Origin of the sequence: Ideonella sp., from assembly GCF_041914305.1 — a bacterium.
Taxonomy (GTDB): Bacteria; Pseudomonadota; Gammaproteobacteria; order Burkholderiales; family Burkholderiaceae_C; genus Ideonella.
This window is the reverse complement of record NZ_JAYSDQ010000026.1, coordinates 50,319-67,631: the sequence shown is the minus strand read 5'-3', so window position 1 is coordinate 67,631 and position 17,313 is coordinate 50,319. Positions and strand designations below refer to the sequence as shown.

Below are 17,313 nucleotides of genomic sequence, written 5' to 3'. Positions count from 1 at the left end.
GGCGCCGCCTGCTGCCTACAATGCCCGCGGCCCCTGTTTCACTGGCCCCGCGCTGCGCAAGCCGGCGCGCCCCACCTCGAAAGGAATAAGCATGGAACACACCCTGCCGCCGCTGCCCTTCGGCCTCGATGACCTGGCTCCGCACATGAGCCGCGAGACGCTCGAATACCACCACGGCAAGCACCACAACGCCTATGTGGTGAACCTGAACAACCTGCAAAAGGGCACCGAGTTCGAAGGCCTGTCGCTCGAAGACATCGTCAAGAAGTCCAGCGGCGGCATCTACAACAACGCCGCCCAGATCTGGAACCACACCTTCTTCTGGAACTGCCTGAAGAAGGGCGGCGGCGGTGAACCCAGCGGTGCGCTGGCCGAAGCCATCAACGCCAAGTGGGGCTCTTACGCCGCCTTCAAGGAAGCCTTCACGAAGAGCGCCGTCGGCAACTTCGGCTCGGGCTGGACCTGGCTGGTCAAGAAGGCCGATGGCTCGGTCGACATCGTCAACATGGGCGCCGCCGGCACCCCGCTGACCACCGGCGACAAGGCGCTGTTGACCGTCGACGTGTGGGAGCACGCTTACTACATCGACTTCCGCAATCTGCGCCCGAAGTTTGTTGAAACCTTCCTGAACAACCTCGTCAACTGGTCGTTCGCCGAAAAGAACTTCGCCTGACTGTTGCGCGAGTCGCGCCATTCGTAGAAGCCGGCCTCGCGCCGGCTTTTTCTTTTGCTACGCTCGCCGGCACAACGAGGGATACCGAGGCGACGACATGCGAATCCTGCTGGTGGAAGACGACCCCGCGCTCAGCCTGGGCGTGGCGCGCGGCCTGGAGCGCGAGGGCTGGCAGGTCGATGTGCTGCACGACGGCGAGCAGGCGATGACCGAAGGCGTGATGGGGCAGTACGACCTGGGCATCCTCGACCTCGGCCTGCCGCGGCGCGACGGCATGGAGGTGCTGCGCCACTGGCGCGCCAAGGGCATTCGCATGCCGGTGCTGCTGCTGACCGCGCGCGACGAGCTGAGCGACCGCGTGCAGGGCCTGGACGCTGGCGCCGACGACTACCTCGTCAAGCCCTTCGACCTGCCCGAGCTGCTGGCCCGCATCCGCGCCTTGAAGCGCCGCGCGCAAGGCCGCATCGACGAGGTGCTGCAGCTGGGCGAGCTGAAGCTCGACATCGCCCACCGCGAGTTGACGCACCACGGCCAGCGCATCAGCTTGAGCCCGCGCGAGCTGGCGCTGACCGAGCTGCTGATGCAAAAGGCCGGCCGTGTCGTGCCGAAAGATTCGATCGTCGCCCGCATGTCGAGCTGGGAAGCCGACTTCAGCGAGAACTCGGTCGAGGTCTATGTGCACCGCCTGCGCAAGCGCTTTGCCGACCTGGGCGTGGTGATCCGCACCGTGCGTGGCTTCGGCTATGTGATGGAGGCCGCCACGCCGGGTGGCGCAGCCGCCGACCCATCCGGCGCCGATGACCACCCCTGACTTGCCCGCCCACGGCCCCAGCGTTCGCCGCGCGTTGCTGCGGCCGCTGCTGTGGAGCTGGGGCATCGGCCTGCTGGCGGCGGTGATCGGGGCCTACTGGCTGGCGCGCACCAGCGCCAACCTGGCCTTCGACCGTGGCCTGCAAGACGAAGTCAGCGCGCTGGCCGCCAAGGTCACCTGGTCCGACCGCGGGCCGCTGCTCGACCTGTCGCGCCAGGCGATGGAGCTGGTCACCTGGGACCGCGATGACCGCAACGGCTTCCTGATGGTCGACGTCGAGGGCAACCCGCTGGCCGGCGACACCCATGTGCCGGTGCCGACCACCAAGCTGCGCCAGTCCAGCTTTTCGCAGCCGCGCCTGTTCGACGCCGAATACGACGGCGACCCGGTGCGCGGTGCCGTCTTCTCGATCACCTCGCCGATGCTCGACCGCTCGGTGTCAGTGGTGGTGGTCGAGACCAAGAACAAGCGCGCGGTGCTGATGCGCGACCTGCAGCTGTCGATCGTGCTGCCGGCGCTGGCGCTCGGCGCGGTGACCTTCGCGATGATCGGCTGGGGCATCCGCCGCGGCCTGCAGCCGTTGCGCGACGTGGCCACCGACGTGGCGCTGCGCGATGCCCAAGACTGGCGGCCGCTGCCGATGCAGCATGTGCCGCGCGAAGCGGTGCCGCTGATCGAGCGCATCAACAGCCTGCTGGCGGACGTGGAGCAGTCGATCCACCTGCAGCGGCGTTTCGTCGCCGATGCGGCGCACCAGCTGCGCACGCCGGTGGCCGGCATCCGCGTGCTGGCGCAGAGCCTGGCGCAGGAGCTGTCCGCGCCGCCCGGCGATGCTCCGGCCGGCGAGCCGGCCTGGCGCCCGCTGCTGGCGCAGCTCGAGCGCTCGACCGACCGGCTGTCGCGCCTGATCGGCCAACTGCTGAGCCTGGCCCGGTCGGAGACCGCGTTGTCGGTCGACGGCGAGCACCAGACGATGGACGTGGTGCCGCTGCTGCGTGAATCGGCCGAGCCGCTGGTGCTGCAGGCGCTGCGCCAGGGCCGCAGCATCGTGCTCGAAGCGCCGGACGAGCCGGTGCCGGCCCGCGCCCACCCGCTGTGGCTGGGCGAGGTGGTCAACAACCTGCTCGACAACGCGCTGCGCTACGGCGGCCCGAAAGTGACCCTGCGCGTGTCGCCGCGGCCCGACGGTGGCGCCGAGGTGGTGGTCGAAGACGACGGCCCCGGCGTGTCGCCCGCCCAGCTGCCGCATCTGTTCGAGCCGTTCTGGCGCGGTGAGCGGGCCGACCTGCGCAACGACGGCGGCACCGGCCTGGGCCTGACGATCGCGCGCGAGGTGGTGCTGCGCCTGGGCGGGCAGATCGAAGCGCAATCGCGGCCCGATTTCGAGGGCCTGCGATTCACGATCCGTTTGGGGAGCTGACTCGCGTGCTCTCCTGAGCGCGCGCTGCGCCGCTCATCGCAAGTGGCGTGCGCGGAGCCGGCTTTGCCGGTCCGCTGCGCGGCCCCCCTCGGGGGGCAGCCCCCGGAAGAGGGCGTGGAGGCTCACCGAAACAATGGCCCGGTCAGCTTGGTGCCGGCCTTCAGGCCCCGCTTGGCGAACCAGCCCTGGTTCATCTCCAGCACATAGCGCACCGGCTTGGTCGAGCAGTGCGACTGGTCGCTCAGTGGCTTCATGTCTTCGATGTTGACGATGCTGCCGTCGTCGGCCACGAAGGCGGCCGACAGCGGGATCAGCGTGTTGCGCATCCAGAAACACTGGGTGGCCGGGTCGTCGAAGACGAAGATCATGCCTTCGTGGCCGGCCATCTCCTTGCGGAACATCAGGCCGATCTGCCGCTGCTCGCTGGTCTTGGCGACCTGGGCAACGATGTTGTGCATGCCGGCATGCAGCGTCACGGTGGGCAGGTCCTGCGGCTGGCCCATGTTCTGGGCGCTGGCGGTGGCCAGCAAGCCGGTGCCCAGCACCAGCGTCAAAACGGCGGTTCGAAACTTGATCAATGTCATGTGGGCGGTTCCGTTCGGTCGATAGATTATCGAACGCAGCCGGCCCGGCGCCGCTGACACGCTGCGCCTGCCTGCCGATGACATCTATCGCCCTTCCTGCCGCCCCTTCGACGCCCATGCCGGCCGCACCGGCCGACCTGGCCGTGCTCGATGACCCGGTCGAGCAGCAGGCCAGCACCCGCTGGGATACCGACGCCCAGGGGCGGCGCACGGCTGAAACCAGCCTGTTGCTCAGCGGCATGCACTGCGCCGCCTGCGCCGGCCTGATCGAGGCCGCCTTGCTGCGGCAGCCCGGTGTCGAGCGGGCCGATGTCAGCGCCGCCGGCCAGCGCGCCCAGGTGCGCTGGGACCCGCAGGCCACGCGCTTGTCTTCGCTGGTGCTGGCCATCCGTGCCGCCGGCTACGACGCCGCACCCGACGCCGCGGCCCCCGCCCGCGCCCTGCGCCAGCGCGAGCGCCGCACGGCCCTGTGGCGCCTGTTCGTCGCGGCCTTCTGCGCGATGCAGATCATGATGTTCGCCACCCCGGCCTACGTGGCCGATGCGGGTGAGCTGGCGCCCGATCTGCGCCAGCTGCTGAATTGGGGCAGTTGGCTGCTCAGCATCCCGGTGATGTTGTTTTCGGCCGGCCCGTTGTTCCAGGGGGCCTGGCGGTCGCTGCGCCAGCGCCGGCTGGGCATGGACGTGCCGGTGGCGCTCGGCATCGCCGTGGCCTTCGTGGCGGGCAGCGGGGCCACCTTCGACCCCGGCGGCGTGTTCGGCCACGAGGTGTATTTCGACTCGATGGCGATGTTCGTCAGCTTTCTGCTGGGCGCGCGCTACCTCGAAACGCTGGCGCGCCACCGTGCCGCCGAGAGCCTGGAATCGGCGCTGGCCGCCTTGCCCGAGACGGCCCAGCGGCTGATGGCCGACGGCAGCATCGAGGCGGTCAGCGTGCACCGGTTGCGCCCGGGTGACCGCGTCCAGGTGGCGCTCGGCGCGAGCTTCCCAGCCGATGGGCGCCTGGCCAGCGGCAGCACCCAGGCCGACGAAAGCCTGCTGACCGGTGAGTCGATGCCGGTGCCCAAGGCCCAGGGCGACGAGCTCGTCGGCGGCAGCGTCAACCTGGGCACGCCGGTGGTGATGGAGGTCGAGCGCGTGGGCGCGGACACGCGCCATGGCGCGATCGTTTCGCTGATGCGCCAGGCGCTGACCCAGCGGCCGGCGCTCGCGCGGCGGGCCGATGCCTGGGCCGGCCCGTTCCTGTGGGCGGTGCTGTTGCTGGCCGCCGCGGCCGGCGTGGCCTGGTGGTGGGTCGAGCCGGCGCGTGCGGTGGCGGTGGCGGTGGCGGTGCTGATCGTCACCTGCCCGTGTGCGCTGTCGCTGGCGGTGCCGTCGGCGCTGTTGACGTCGGCCGGTGCGCTGGCGCGCCGCGGGGTGCTGCTGCAACGGCTCGACGCGCTCGAGACGCTGGCCACGATCGACCGCCTGTTCATCGACAAGACCGGCACCTTGACCGAAGACCTGCCGGTGTGCACCGGGGCTCACCTCGTCGAGGCGACCGGGGGCCTGTCCAGCGTGCCGGCACCGCCCGAGCTGATGGCGCGTGCCGCTTCGCTGGCCGCCTGGTCGAGCCACCCGCTGGCGCGGGCCCTGGCCGCCTGGCCCTTGCTGGCCGATGCGGCGCCGGTCGCGTGGCATCGCGTCACAGAGGTGGCCGGCCAGGGCCTGGAAGGCACCGACCCGCAAGGCCATGTCTGGCGCCTGGGGCAATCGGCCTGGGTGCAGGGCGGTGCGCGGGTGGTCAACGCGGCGCCCGATGCGCCGCACGTGTTCTTCGGCCCGGTCGGCCAGCCGGTGGTCTGCGCCGCGTTCGACGAGCGCCTGCGCAGCGATGCGGTCGAGGCCATCCATGCGCTGCGGCAAGACGGGCTGCAGCTGACGCTGCTGTCCGGCGACAGCCCGGCCCGCGCGACGCGGCTGGCGACCCGCCTCGGGTTGCACGACGTGCAGGCCCAGGCCAGCCCGCAGGACAAGCTCGAGGCGGTGGCCGCGGCGCAGCGGCGCGGCGAGCGCGTGGGCATGCTGGGCGACGGCGTCAACGACGCGCCGGTGCTGGCGCAGGCCGATGTGTCGCTGGCGATGGGTCGCGGTGCGATGGTCTCGCGCCTGCATGCCGATGCCGTGCTCACCACCAACCGGCTGGCCGATGTGGTGACGGCGCGCCGCCTGGGCCAGCGCATGCTGCGCGTGACGCGGCAGAACCTCATCTGGGCCGCCGCCTACAACCTGGCCTGCGTGCCGCTGGCACTGGCAGGCTGGCTGCCGCCCTGGGCCGCCGGGCTGGGCATGGCCCTCAGCTCGCTGCTGGTGGTCGGCAATGCCTTGCGACTGACACGGGCCTGACGGGCGCACACACCATGGACATCCTCTATCTCCTGGTGCCGATGTCGGCGGTGCTGGTGCTGGCCATCATCGGCGTCTTCGGCTGGGCGCTGCATCGCGGCCAGTTCGACGATCTCGAGCGCGAAGGCGAACGTATTCTCGACGCAGACCCCGCGCCTGAAATCGCGGCCGATTGACGCCGATCAAGCCCTCCAGGGTCGGGCGAACGAAGAATCCCGGCCAGGCCCGCAAAGCATGCGCAGCGCGGCGCAACCGTGAGGGAACCTTCGATGGCAACTGCTTCCGTACCGGCCCAGCCGGTCTACTCAGACACCGTGGTGCGTGGCTTCGCGCTGGCCTCGGTCGTCTACGGCATCGTCGGCATGTTGGTGGGTGTGCTGATTGCAGCCCAGCTGGCGTGGCCGGAACTGAACTTCGGCATTCCGTGGCTGAGCTACGGCCGCCTGCGGCCGCTGCACACCAATGCCGTGATCTTCGCCTTCGGCGGCAGCGTGCTGTTCGCCACCAGCTACCACGTGGTCCAGCGCACCTGCCAGGCGGCGTTGTTCCTGCCCAAGCTGGCGATGTTCACCTTCCTGGGCTGGAACCTGGTGATCCTGCTGGCGGTGGTCACACTGCCGATGGGCATGACCAGCGGCAAGGAATACGCCGAGCTCGAGTGGCCGATCGACCTGCTGATCACCGTCGTCTGGGTGTCGTACGCGATCGTGTTCTTCGGCACCATCGGCAAGCGCAAGGTCCAGCACATCTACGTGGCCAACTGGTTCTTCGGCGCGTTCATCATCGCCGTGGCGCTGCTGCACGTGGTCAACAGCGCCGAGATCCCGGTGAGCCTGACCAAGAGCTACTCGGCCTATGCGGGCGTGCAAGACGCGATGGTGCAGTGGTGGTACGGCCACAACGCGGTGGGCTTCTTCCTGACCGCCGGCTTCCTGGGGATCATGTACTACTACATCCCGAAGCAGGCCGACCGCCCGGTGTATTCGTATCGCCTGTCGATCGTGCACTTCTGGGCGCTGATCTTCACCTACATGTGGGCCGGCCCGCACCACCTGCACTACACCGCATTGCCTGACTGGGCACAGTCGGTCGGCATGGTGTTCTCGCTGGTGCTGCTGGCGCCCTCGTGGGGCGGCATGATCAACGGGATGATGACGTTGTCGGGCGCCTGGTACAAGCTGCGCGACGACCCGATCCTGAAGTTCCTGATCGTCTCGCTGTCGTTCTACGGCATGTCGACCTTCGAGGGGCCGATGATGTCGATCAAGACGGTCAACGCGCTGTCGCACTACACCGATTGGACGGTGGGCCACGTGCACTCCGGCGCGCTGGGCTGGGTCGGCTTCGTGTCGATCGGCGCGCTGTACTTCCTGATCCCGCGCATGTACGGCCTGAAGAGCATGTACAGCACCCGCGCCATCGCGCTGCACTTCTGGGTCGCCACCGTGGGCATCGTGCTCTACATCGCCGCCATGTGGATCGCGGGCGTGATGCAGGGCCTGATGTGGCGCGCAACCAACCCGGACGGCACGCTGGTCTACAGCTTCGTCGAGGGGGTCAAGGCGACGTATCCCTTCTATGTGATTCGCGTGCTGGGCGGCCTGCTGTATGTCACCGGCATGTTCATCATGGCCTGGAACACCTGGATGACCGTGCGCATCGGCCGCGTGCCGGTGGCCGCCATCCCGGCTGTGCCGGCCCACGCTTGAGGCTTGTTGGAGAAATCGATGTCTGCACACACCAATCCGACGGGTCACCAACGAATCGAAACCAGCAACTTCCTGATGATCGTGCTGATCCTCGCGGCGGTTGCTTTTGGTGGCCTGGTGGAAATCGTTCCGCTGTTCTTCCAGCGCTCCACCACCCAGCCGGTGCCGGGCCTGAAGCCCTACACGCCGCTGCAACTGGCCGGGCGCGATATCTACGTGCGCGAAGGTTGCTACAACTGCCACTCGCAGATGATCCGCCCCTTCCGGGCCGAGACGCTGCGCTATGGCTCCTACTCGGTGGCGGGTGAGTTCGTCTACGACCACCCGTTCCAGTGGGGCAGCAAGCGCACCGGCCCCGACCTGCAACGCGTGGGCGGCCGCTACAGCGACGAGTGGCACCAGTTGCACCTGAACAACCCGCGCGACGTGGTGCCCGAGTCGAACATGCCCGCCTACCCGTGGCTGGCCCGGGCCACGCTGGACCCGGCCGAGCTGGCGCCCAAGATGAAGGCGCTGCGCGTGGTCGGCGTGCCGTACACGGACGACGAGATCGGCCGCGCGGCCGAAGAGGTGAAGGGCCGCACCGAGCTGGAGGCGCTGGTGGCCTATCTGCAGGTGCTGGGCACCGCGCGCAAGTGAGGGGGCTGCGATGGACTTCGATGTCAACACCTGGCGCAGCGGCATCACCGTGCTGTCGCTGCTGCTGTTCCTGGCCTTGATGGCCTGGACGCTCAGCCGCCACCGGCGCGATGCCTTCGACGAAGCGGCCCGCTTGCCCTTCGCAGACGAGGCGCCGGCCCCACACGCCCCCAACACCCAAGCCACCGGGAGCAACCCGCAATGAGTGATTTCTTCAACGCCGGCTGGTCGGTCTACATCGGCGCCATCACCATCGCCGGCCTTGCCTTCTGCCTGCTGCTGCTGCTGATCGCCAGCCGCCGCCAGGTGATGTCCAACGACAACACCACCGGCCACGTGTGGGACGAAGACCTGCGCGAGATGAACAACCCGCTGCCGCGCTGGTGGATGGGCCTGTTCGTCATCACCGTGCTGTTCTCGGTGGGCTACCTGGTGCTGTACCCCGGCCTGGGCAGTGCCGAAGGCACGCTGGGCTGGACCAGCACCGGCCAGTGGGAGGCCGAGCAAGAGCGCGCCCACAAGGCGATGAACCCGGTCTACGCCGACCTGGTGGGCAAGCCGGTCGAGCAGCTGGCCAAGAACCCGAAGGCGATGGCGATCGGCGAGCGGCTGTTCGCCAACACCTGCGCCCAGTGCCACGGCGCCGACGGGCGCGGCAGCAAGTCTTTCCCCGATCTGACCGACCGCGACTGGCTCGGCAGCGGCCAGGAGGGGCTGGACGCCTACATCCACAAGACCATCGTCGAAGGTCGCCGCGGCGTGATGCCGCCGATGGCCGCCGCCGTGGGCAATGGGGACGACGCGCGCAACGTGGCGCAGTACGTGCTCAGCCTGTCGGGCAGCGCGCACAACGAGCTGTCGGCCCAGCTGGGCAAGCCCAAGTTCGCGGCCTGTGCCGCCTGCCATGGCGTGGACGGCAAGGGCAACGCCGCCATCGGCGCGCCGAACCTGACCGACAAGATCTGGCTGCACGGCTGGGGCGAGCCGGCGATCCTCGCGATGATCAACGGCGGCAAGACCAACGTGATGCCGCCGCAGGCCCAGCGCCTGACGCCCGAGCAGGTCGAGGTGCTGACGGCCTATGTCTGGAGCCTGTCGCACCCCACCCAGGTGGCCGGGCAGTGATCGTGATGCAGGCCCATGCGTATGCTTGAACCGACGGCCAGCAAGCCAGCGGCTCGCGTGATCCCGATCGCCCCCGCGCCGGCTGAGGCCGGTGCAGGCGAGGGCGAGGGCAGCGGCGTTCTTGTCTCGCTGTACCAGAAGCAGAACAAGATCTACCCGCGCGCGGTCAGCGGCACCTTCGCCACCTGGCGCTGGCTGCTGGTCTGGGCTACGCAGCTGGTGTTCTACGGCATGCCGTGGCTGGTCTGGAACGACCGCCAGGCGGTGCTGCTCGACCTGGTCTCGCGGCGCTTCTACATCTTCGGCCTGGTGCTCTACCCGCAGGACTTCATCTACCTGACGGGCCTGCTGATCCTCTCGGCCTACGCCTTGTTCCTGTTCACCGCGGTGGCCGGGCGTCTGTGGTGCGGCTACGCCTGCCCGCAGACGGTCTACACCGAGATGTTCATGTGGGTCGAGCAGAAGTTCGAGGGCGACCGGGCCCAGCGGATGAAGCTCGACAAGAGCCCCTGGACCTGGGAGCGCCTGGCCCGCAAGGGCGGCAAGCAGACGGTCTGGCTGGCCATCGGGCTGTGGACCGGCTTCACCTTCGTCGGCTACTTCACGCCGATCCGCAGCCTGGCGCAAGAGGCGCTGACCCTGGGCTTCGGCCCGTGGGAGTGGTTCTGGGTGCTGTTCTACGGCTTTGCCACCTACGGCAACGCCGGCTACATGCGCGAGCAGGTCTGCAAGTACATGTGCCCCTACGCGCGCTTCCAGAGCGCGATGTTCGACCGCGACACGCTGATCATCAGCTACGACACGAAGCGCGGCGAGCCGCGCGGCGCAAGGCTGCGCAAGGGCGATCCGGCGGCGGCCACGCAGGGCGCGTGCGTCGACTGCGGGCTGTGCGTGCAGGTCTGCCCGACCGGCATCGACATCCGCAAGGGCCTGCAGTACGAGTGCATCGGCTGCGCCGCCTGCATCGACGTGTGCGACGGCATCATGGACAAGATGGCCGCCGGGCTGCCCCAAGCTGCCGCGTCCACCGCGAGCGGCGGCGATGCGGCGGCCAGGGGGCCTTATCGGCGCGGGCTGATCCGCTACGCCACCGAGAACAGCCTCGCCGAGCACCTGGGCTGGCGCCAGATCCTGCAGCGGGTGCTGCGGCCGCGGGTGCTGATCTACAGCACGGTGATGCTGCTGATCGCCGGGGCCTTCGTGGCCAGCCTGGCGCTGCGCAGCCCGTTCCGGGTCGACGTGGTGCGCGACCGCGCCTCGCTGGCGCGCCTGGTCGAAGACGGCCGGGTCGAGAATGTCTTCCGGCTGCAGGTGATGAACGTGACCGAGACACCGCAGCACTACCGTGTCAGCGCGCAAGGCCTGCCAGGGCTGGCCCTGGCGCGGGGCAGCGAGTTGACGCTCGCGCCGGCCGAGGCAAGGTGGCTGACGGTGGCGTTGCAGTTGCCGCCAGAATCGGCCGCCCAGGTGGGTGCCGGCCCCCACCCGATCGAATTTCGTGTAGAACGTGAGTCTGTCGGGGCTGAGCCGCCGGCGCAGGTGAGCGAGAAATCCAGCTTTGTGGTGCCGCGCTGAGAGAGCGGCACGGTCCAACACTGGCCGCCAACGAAGGTGGCCCAGAGGAGTGAAGCGATGAATGCGACCCGTACGCAAGACCAGGCGCTGCAGGCGCGCGCCTGGTGGCGTGAGCCGATGGTGTGGCTGATGATCGGCGGCCCGCTGGTCGTGGTGGTCGCCAGCCTGGTGACTGCGGTCATCGCCGCGCGTGGGGCCGACCCCGTGCTGAATCTGCAAGAGCGTGGCGGTGTGAGCGAGCGCTCGGCCGCGCCGGACGCGATGACGCCCGCGCTGCAGGCACGCAACCACGCCGCCACCGCCAAGCCCTGATGGGTGACACCGTGGCGCCAAACGGGGGAGCCGCCATGCCCCACCACCACGTGGCAGAGATCGATGTTGCGCCGCCGGTGCGCTGGCTGTGCATCCTCTGGCCGGCCTTCCTGATGGCGGGCGTGCTTGAGATGCTGGTCTTTGCCGTCGTCGACCCCCACCAGCTTTCATGGGCCGGTGCCGATTCGGCAGACTGGCAGCCGACAACCGTCTACTCGGTGGCTTTCCTGTTGTTCTGGCTGGTGATCGCGCTCGCGTCGACGATCACCCATTTCCTGACCCACCCGAACGTCGAGTGAGCGGCGCGCGGCGCCGATGGGCGCCGTGACGGCATGGCGCCCAGCCGGTGGCTTGCGCTCAGCAGGTGGCGCCGTTGACCAGCTGCTGCAGTCCAGCCTGGTTGATGATGCGGATCTGGCGCTGCCTGACCTGCAGCAGCCCGTCTTCCTGGAACTTCGAGAACGTGCGGCTGACCGTTTCGAGCTTCAGCCCGAGGTAGCTGCCGATCTCTTCGCGCGTCATGCGCAGCACCAGCGCCGAGGCCGAGAAGCCGCGCGACTGCAGGCGCTGGGTCAGGTTCAGCAGAAAGGCCGCCAGGCGCTCTTCGGCGCGCATGCTGCCCAGCAGCAGCATCACGCCGTGGTCGCGCACGATCTCGCGGCTCATGATCTTGTGGAACTGGCGCTGCAGGTCGCCGAACTCGCGCGACAGGTGCTCCAGCTCGGCAAAGGGGATCACGCAGACCTGCGAGTCTTCCAGCGCCACGGCGTCGCAGGTGTGGCGGTCGCCGCTGATCCCGTCCAGGCCCAGCAACTCGCCGGCCATCTGGAAGCCGGTCACCTGGTCGCGCCCGTCTTCGGACGAGACCCGGGTCTTGAAGAAACCGGTGCGCACCGCAAAGAGCGACTGGAAAGGCTCACCGGCGCGAAACAGCGTGTCGCCCCGGGCCACGGTGCGGCGCGTGGCCACCAGCTGGTCCAGCCGGGCGAGGTCGGTGCTCGACAAGCCCACCGGCAGGCACAGCTCGCGCAGGTTGCAGCTGGAGCAGGCCACGTTGAAGGCGCCAGCCCGTTCGCGGGCGCGTTCCGTGGCGGCCGCGCCGGGCTCGCGCGGGGGGAAAGGGCAGGGGTCGGCAGTGGGCATGATCATCCTCAACAACGGCGCAATTTTTCGCCGCAGGGGCCCCCGTCGGCTTGCGCCAGATCAAGCGCCGGGCCGGCACTGCGCGGCACGATTGGCCCCATGCCTGATCTGACCGTTGCCCCTGCTGCCGGCATTGCCACTCCCGAGTCGACGCCGGGCGGCCTGCCGCTTTCGTTGTTGCGCCGCTTCGACGTGCCGGGGCCGCGTTACACCTCGTACCCCACGGCCGACCGGTTCGTCGAGGCCTTCGGCCCGGCCGACCTTGAACAGGCCTTGCGCCAGCGCGCCGACGGGGCCTGCGTCGGCGCCCGCACGCCGCTGTCGCTGTACGTGCACATCCCGTTCTGCGAATCGTTGTGCTACTACTGCGCCTGCAACAAGGTCATCACCAAGCACCACGATCGCGCCGCCGAATACCTGCTGGCGCTGCGCGCCGAGATCGCGCTGTATGCCAAGGTGCTGGGTGCGCCGCAGCCGGTGTCGCAGCTGCACCTGGGCGGCGGTTCGCCCACCTTCTTGAGCGACGCCGAGCTCGAAGGCCTGATGGCCGAGCTGAACGATGCGTTTCGCCTGACCCCGAATGCCGAGGTGTCGATCGAGGTCGACCCGCGCACGGTGACCGCCGAGCGCCTGGCGGCCTTCCGGCGCATGGGCTTCAACCGGCTCAGTTTCGGCGTGCAGGATTTCGACCCCGAGGTGCAGAAGGCCGTGCACCGGGTGCAGAGCTTCGAAAGCGTGCGCGACCTGATCCTGGCGTCTCGCGCGCTGGGCTACGAGTCGATCAACACCGACCTGATCTACGGCCTGCCGAAACAGACGCCGGCCTCGTTCGCCCACACCGTGGCGCAGGTGGCCGAGTTGCGGCCCGACCGCATCGCGCTGTATGCCTACGCGCACCTGCCGCAACGCTTCAAGCCGCAGCGCCGCATTGAAGCGGCGATGCTGCCGCCGCCGGGCGACCGGGTGGCCATGCTGTCCGGCGCGATCGCGGGCTTCATGGGCCATGGCTACAGCTACATCGGCATGGACCACTTCGCGCTCGCCGACGACGCGCTGGCCGCCGCCAAGCGGCAGGGCCGGTTGCACCGCAACTTCCAGGGCTACAGCACGCAGCCCGACTGCGATTTGATCGGCCTGGGCGTGTCGGCCATCGGCCGCATGGGCGCCACCTACAGCCAGAACGCGAAGACGCTGCCCGAGTACTACGACGCGATCCGCCACGGCCAGCTGCCCACCGTGCGGGGCCTGGCACTGACCCGCGACGACCTGCTGCGCCGGGCCGTGATCATGGCGCTGATGTGCCAAGGGCGGGTCGAGTTCGAGTCGATCGAGCTGGCCTACCTGGTGAACTTCCGCGACTACTTCCGGGCCGAGCTGGGCGATCTCGCCACCTTCGCGGCCGAAGGGCTGGTCACCGTGGAGCCGGGCGCGCTGCAGGTGACCGCGTCGGGCTGGTTCGTGGTGCGGGCCATCGCGATGGTCTTCGACAAGCACCTGCAGGCCGACAAGGTGCGCGAGCGCTTCTCGCGCATCATCTGAGCCGCCTGCTGCCGCGATGACCGCCGCCCTGGCGCTGACCGCCTTGCTGATGGGGCTGGCCGGCTCGCTGCACTGCGCGGCGATGTGCGGTGCCCCCAGCATGGCCGCCGTTCGCGCCTGCGGCGGCTCGGCGCGCAACGCCTGGTCGGCCTTCCACCTGGGGCGGCTGGCCGGCTACGCGCTGGCCGGCGCGGTGGCGGCCGCCAGCGTGGCGGCCCTGTCGCACTGGAGCCAGCTGAGCCCGGCGCTGCGCCCGCTGTGGGCGCTGCTGCATGTGGCGGCGCTGGCCCTGGGCCTGTGGTTGCTGATCCGGGGTCGGCAGCCCGATTGGCTCGAACGCGCCGGCCGCGGGGCGCAACGCGCGGCGCAGCCCGACGCGCAAGGCTGGCAGCGCATGACCGGCCCGGCCAAGGCCGGCGGGGTGGGGCTGGCCTGGGTGGCTTGGCCTTGCGGCTTGCTGCAGTCGGCGCTCGTGGTGGCCGCCCTGGCCAACAACGCCGCCGGCGGCGCGGCGGTGATGGCGGTGTTCGCCATCGCCTCGGCGCCCGCGTTGGGCGTGGCGCCCTGGCTGTGGAGCCGTTGGGCCACGGCCAATGGCCAGGTGCTCTCGGCCGGCGTGCAGGCCGGCGCCATCCGCCTGGCCGGCGCGCTGCTCGCCGCGGCCTCGGTCTGGGCGCTGGGTCACGACGTGATCCGGCAGATCGCCATCTATTGCGTCGGTTGAGACCGGCAGGCCCCTGGGTAGACCCGCCGGCCCCTGGGGGTGGTCAGCGGACTGACAGGCAGCCTGAACTAGAATTTCAGGTTCCGAAAACCCCTTTCACAAACAGCGACGCGCGGAGCAAAGCGACATGTACCAGCACATCAAGGTGCCCGAGGGCGGGCAGAAGATCACCGTGAATGCGGACTTCTCGCTCAACGTCCCGAACAACCCGATCATTCCGTACATCGAGGGTGATGGCACCGGCTTCGACATCACACCGGTGATGATCAAGGTGGTGGACGCAGCGGTTGCCAAGGCCTACGGCGGCAAGAAGCAGATCCACTGGATGGAGATCTACGCCGGCGAGAAGTCGACCAAGGTCTACGGCCCCGACGTGTGGCTGCCCGAAGAGTCGCTGGCCGCGCTGCGCGAGTACGTCGTCTCGATCAAGGGCCCGTTGACCACGCCGGTCGGCGGCGGCATCCGCTCGTTGAACGTGGCACTGCGCCAAGAGCTCGACCTGTACGTCTGCCTGCGCCCGGTGCAGTACTTTGCCGGCGTGCCGTCGCCGGTCAAAGAGCCGCACAAGATCGACATGGTGATCTTCCGCGAGAACTCGGAAGACATCTACGCCGGCGTCGAGTGGGAAGCCGAGAGCGACAAGGCCAAGAAGGTCATCAAGTTCCTGATCGAGGAAATGGGCGTCACGAAGATCCGTTTCCCCAACACCTCGGGCATCGGCATCAAGCCGGTGTCGCGCGAAGGCACCGAGCGCCTGGTGCGCAAGGCCTTCCAGTACGCGATCGACAACGACAAGCCCAACGTCACGCTGGTGCACAAGGGCAACATCATGAAGTACACCGAAGGTGGCTTCCGTGACTGGGGCTACGCGCTGGCGCAGAAGGAATTCGGCGCCGAGCTGATCGACGGCGGCCCGTGGTGCAAGTTCAAGAACCCGAAGACCGGCAAGGACATCGTGGTGAAGGACTCCATCGCCGACGCGTTCCTGCAGCAGATCCTGCTGCGTCCGGCCGAGTACTCGGTGATCGCGACGCTGAACCTGAACGGCGACTACATCTCCGACGCGCTGGCCGCGCAAGTGGGCGGCATCGGCATCGCCCCGGGCGCCAACCTGTCCGATTCGGTGGCCTGCTTCGAAGCCACCCACGGCACCGCGCCCAAGTACGCCGGCAAGGACTACGTCAACCCGGGCTCCGAGATCCTCTCGGCCGAGATGATGCTGCGCCACATGGGCTGGACCGAAGCCGCCGACATCATCATCAGCTCGATGGAAAAGTCCATCCAGAGCAAGAAGGTGACCTACGACTTCGCCCGCCTGATGGACGGTGCGACTCAGGTCTCTTGCTCCGGCTTCGGCCAGGTCATGATCGACCACATGTAAATGCGCCTGCAGGCCGACGCCTGCAATCACGCACCAGCCCCAGCGCATGGAAATGCCTGGGGCTTTTTGTTACCTCTTGCCACGGCGAGGCATGTCGATTGCTGTGTAGCGTGCACAGCAACCAAGAAGGCCGACAATGACCCACCGCCGATCGACGCTGAAGTTGCCGCTGCTTGCAATGATGCTGAGCCTGACCGCGAACCTGCACGCACTCGCCGCCGAGGCTGCCGCACCGTCATCGCCAGCTTCGCAGGCCATGCAGGCCGCACCCAAGACACCGCCTCGCCTGACGCTGCGTGGTCCCGACATCATCGACCCCACCAGCGGCCAGCCGATCATGCTGCGTGGTTGGAACTGGGGCCACTGGGAGCAGTTCGAGCCGCAGGATGCGGCCGAGAACGCGGCCCAGGGCGCCAACGTCGTGCGCATCCCGTTGCGCTGGTGGGGCAAGTACCGCACCAAGAACATCGACAGCCGCGATGACCTGGCCACCGACACCGCGGGCATTTCGCCGGGGAATCTGAAGAAGCTGGACGAAGCGATCCGCTCGGCCTCGAATGCGAAGCTGTGGATCGTGCTGTTCATCGATTCCGACTGCGGGCAGAACGGCGTGCAGCCCGACGAGATTCGCTACTGCGACCCGACGAACGAGTACGGCAGCAAGGGCCACAACTTCTGGACCGACCCGTCGATGCGCAAGAAGTACAACGCGGTCTGGCGCTTCGTGGCCAACCGCTACAAGGACACGCCTTACCTGGGCCTGTTCGAGCCGCTGCCCGAGATCAACCCGCCCGGTGTGCCGGCGGCCGAGATCAAGGCGCTGTATGCCGAGCTGATGGGCACCATCCGCGAGGTGGCGCCCGGCGTGCCGTTCCTGATCGGTGGGCGCCACTACCAGGCGAATGCGATGGGCGAGGTCTACGACCCCGCCTGGAAAGACGTGGTCTACACCGGCAACCTGTTCCTGCACGCCAAGGCCCGCGGCGCCGACGAGGGCGCGGTGGCCAACATCCGCGGGCGCGCCGAGGAACTGGCGGACTTTCGCGCCCGCCACCAGGTGCCCGTGTTCGTGCAGCAGATCGGCGTGAAATCGAAGGACGACCCCGACCGCCGCGGCGTGAAGGCGATGATGCAGGCCGTGGTGGAAAACCGCCTCGGCTTCACCTGGTGGACCTACCGCGGTGCCGGCAACCCCAACGAGTTCTCGGTGGTCTACCCCGAGGGTGGGCAGTGGAAGGTCAAGCGCGACTGGCTGGACGAGATCGCGTCGACCTTCAAGCAGCGCTGAGCAAGG

General features: G+C 68.6%; 18 protein-coding genes. 16 read left to right on the top strand and 2 right to left on the bottom strand.

The annotated features are described in order from the left end of the window. Positions 1-91 precede the first annotated feature (91 nt). The 3 genes from ACE3SG_RS26330 (at position 92) to ACE3SG_RS26320 (ending at position 2,904) form a co-directional block, all read left to right on the top strand. Positions 92-673, top strand: coding sequence for a superoxide dismutase (locus tag ACE3SG_RS26330; RefSeq protein ID WP_374569219.1), 582 nt, complete (start codon positions 92-94; stop codon positions 671-673). A 97-nt stretch (positions 674-770) separates the two neighbouring features. Further along, the gene (locus ACE3SG_RS26325; protein WP_374569218.1) at positions 771-1,484 is read left to right on the top strand and encodes a response regulator; all 714 of its coding nucleotides are present in this window, start codon (positions 771-773) and stop codon (positions 1,482-1,484) included. Next, the gene (locus ACE3SG_RS26320) at positions 1,471-2,904 is read left to right on the top strand and encodes a sensor histidine kinase (RefSeq protein ID WP_374569217.1); all 1,434 of its coding nucleotides are present in this window, start codon (positions 1,471-1,473) and stop codon (positions 2,902-2,904) included. The genes ACE3SG_RS26325 and ACE3SG_RS26320 overlap by 14 nt, the downstream gene beginning before the upstream one ends. A gap of 122 nt (positions 2,905-3,026) precedes the next feature. On the opposite strand, the gene ACE3SG_RS26315 is transcribed toward ACE3SG_RS26320, so the two are convergent. Then, positions 3,027-3,488 (bottom strand): DUF192 domain-containing protein, encoded by a 462-nt coding sequence (locus ACE3SG_RS26315; protein WP_374569216.1) that lies wholly within the window; start codon positions 3,486-3,488, stop codon positions 3,027-3,029. Between the two features lie 116 nt (positions 3,489-3,604). Between ACE3SG_RS26315 and ACE3SG_RS26310 the strand changes: the two genes are divergently transcribed. From ACE3SG_RS26310 to ACE3SG_RS26270, 9 genes are all read left to right on the top strand, one after another. Next, complete coding sequence (locus tag ACE3SG_RS26310; RefSeq protein ID WP_374569215.1) at positions 3,605-5,872, top strand: heavy metal translocating P-type ATPase; 2,268 nt, start codon at positions 3,605-3,607, stop codon at positions 5,870-5,872. Positions 5,873-5,886: 14 nt separating this feature from the next. Continuing rightward, entirely contained in the window at positions 5,887-6,048 is a 162-nt protein-coding gene (gene ccoS, locus ACE3SG_RS26305) for a cbb3-type cytochrome oxidase assembly protein CcoS (protein ID WP_374569214.1), read from the top strand. A gap of 93 nt (positions 6,049-6,141) precedes the next feature. Continuing rightward, positions 6,142-7,581 (top strand): cytochrome-c oxidase, cbb3-type subunit I, encoded by a 1,440-nt coding sequence (gene ccoN / locus ACE3SG_RS26300; protein WP_374569213.1) that lies wholly within the window; start codon positions 6,142-6,144, stop codon positions 7,579-7,581. An 18-nt stretch (positions 7,582-7,599) separates the two neighbouring features. Next, entirely contained in the window at positions 7,600-8,220 is a 621-nt protein-coding gene (ccoO, locus tag ACE3SG_RS26295) for a cytochrome-c oxidase, cbb3-type subunit II (RefSeq protein WP_374569212.1), read from the top strand. 10 nt (positions 8,221-8,230) lie between these two features. Then, on the top strand, positions 8,231-8,425 hold the full coding sequence (locus ACE3SG_RS26290; RefSeq protein ID WP_374569211.1) for a cbb3-type cytochrome oxidase subunit 3: 195 nt from the start codon (positions 8,231-8,233) through the stop codon (positions 8,423-8,425). After that, positions 8,422-9,345 carry a cytochrome-c oxidase, cbb3-type subunit III gene (gene ccoP, locus ACE3SG_RS26285; protein WP_374569210.1) on the top strand — a complete coding sequence of 308 codons (924 nt, stop codon included), beginning with the start codon at positions 8,422-8,424 and terminating at the stop codon, positions 9,343-9,345. Before ACE3SG_RS26290 ends, ccoP begins: the two co-directional genes overlap by 4 nt. Positions 9,346-9,360: 15 nt before the next feature. Then, positions 9,361-10,920 carry a cytochrome c oxidase accessory protein CcoG gene (ccoG, locus tag ACE3SG_RS26280; protein ID WP_374569209.1) on the top strand — a complete coding sequence of 520 codons (1,560 nt, stop codon included), beginning with the start codon at positions 9,361-9,363 and terminating at the stop codon, positions 10,918-10,920. Between the two features lie 57 nt (positions 10,921-10,977). Continuing rightward, entirely contained in the window at positions 10,978-11,232 is a 255-nt protein-coding gene (locus ACE3SG_RS26275; protein ID WP_374569208.1) for a hypothetical protein, read from the top strand. 35 nt (positions 11,233-11,267) lie between these two features. Beyond that, positions 11,268-11,531 carry a hypothetical protein gene (locus ACE3SG_RS26270; RefSeq protein WP_374569207.1) on the top strand — a complete coding sequence of 88 codons (264 nt, stop codon included), beginning with the start codon at positions 11,268-11,270 and terminating at the stop codon, positions 11,529-11,531. A gap of 58 nt (positions 11,532-11,589) precedes the next feature. On the opposite strand, the gene fnr is transcribed toward ACE3SG_RS26270, so the two are convergent. Further along, the gene (fnr, locus tag ACE3SG_RS26265; protein WP_374569206.1) at positions 11,590-12,375 is read right to left on the bottom strand and encodes a fumarate/nitrate reduction transcriptional regulator Fnr; all 786 of its coding nucleotides are present in this window, start codon (positions 12,373-12,375) and stop codon (positions 11,590-11,592) included. A gap of 99 nt (positions 12,376-12,474) precedes the next feature. Between fnr and hemN the strand changes: the two genes are divergently transcribed. The 4 genes from hemN to ACE3SG_RS26245 all read left to right on the top strand — a co-directional run bounded on the left by hemN (position 12,475) and on the right by ACE3SG_RS26245 (position 17,307). Beyond that, complete coding sequence (gene hemN / locus ACE3SG_RS26260; protein WP_374569205.1) at positions 12,475-13,914, top strand: oxygen-independent coproporphyrinogen III oxidase; 1,440 nt, start codon at positions 12,475-12,477, stop codon at positions 13,912-13,914. Between the two features lie 16 nt (positions 13,915-13,930). Continuing rightward, positions 13,931-14,638 carry a sulfite exporter TauE/SafE family protein gene (locus tag ACE3SG_RS26255; protein WP_374569204.1) on the top strand — a complete coding sequence of 236 codons (708 nt, stop codon included), beginning with the start codon at positions 13,931-13,933 and terminating at the stop codon, positions 14,636-14,638. Positions 14,639-14,765: 127 nt separating this feature from the next. Beyond that, positions 14,766-16,019 carry an NADP-dependent isocitrate dehydrogenase gene (gene icd / locus ACE3SG_RS26250; protein WP_374569203.1) on the top strand — a complete coding sequence of 418 codons (1,254 nt, stop codon included), beginning with the start codon at positions 14,766-14,768 and terminating at the stop codon, positions 16,017-16,019. Between the two features lie 136 nt (positions 16,020-16,155). After that, positions 16,156-17,307, top strand: a complete 1,152-nt coding sequence (locus tag ACE3SG_RS26245; RefSeq protein WP_374569202.1) for a glycoside hydrolase family 5 protein — start codon at positions 16,156-16,158, stop codon at positions 17,305-17,307. Positions 17,308-17,313 lie beyond the last annotated feature (6 nt).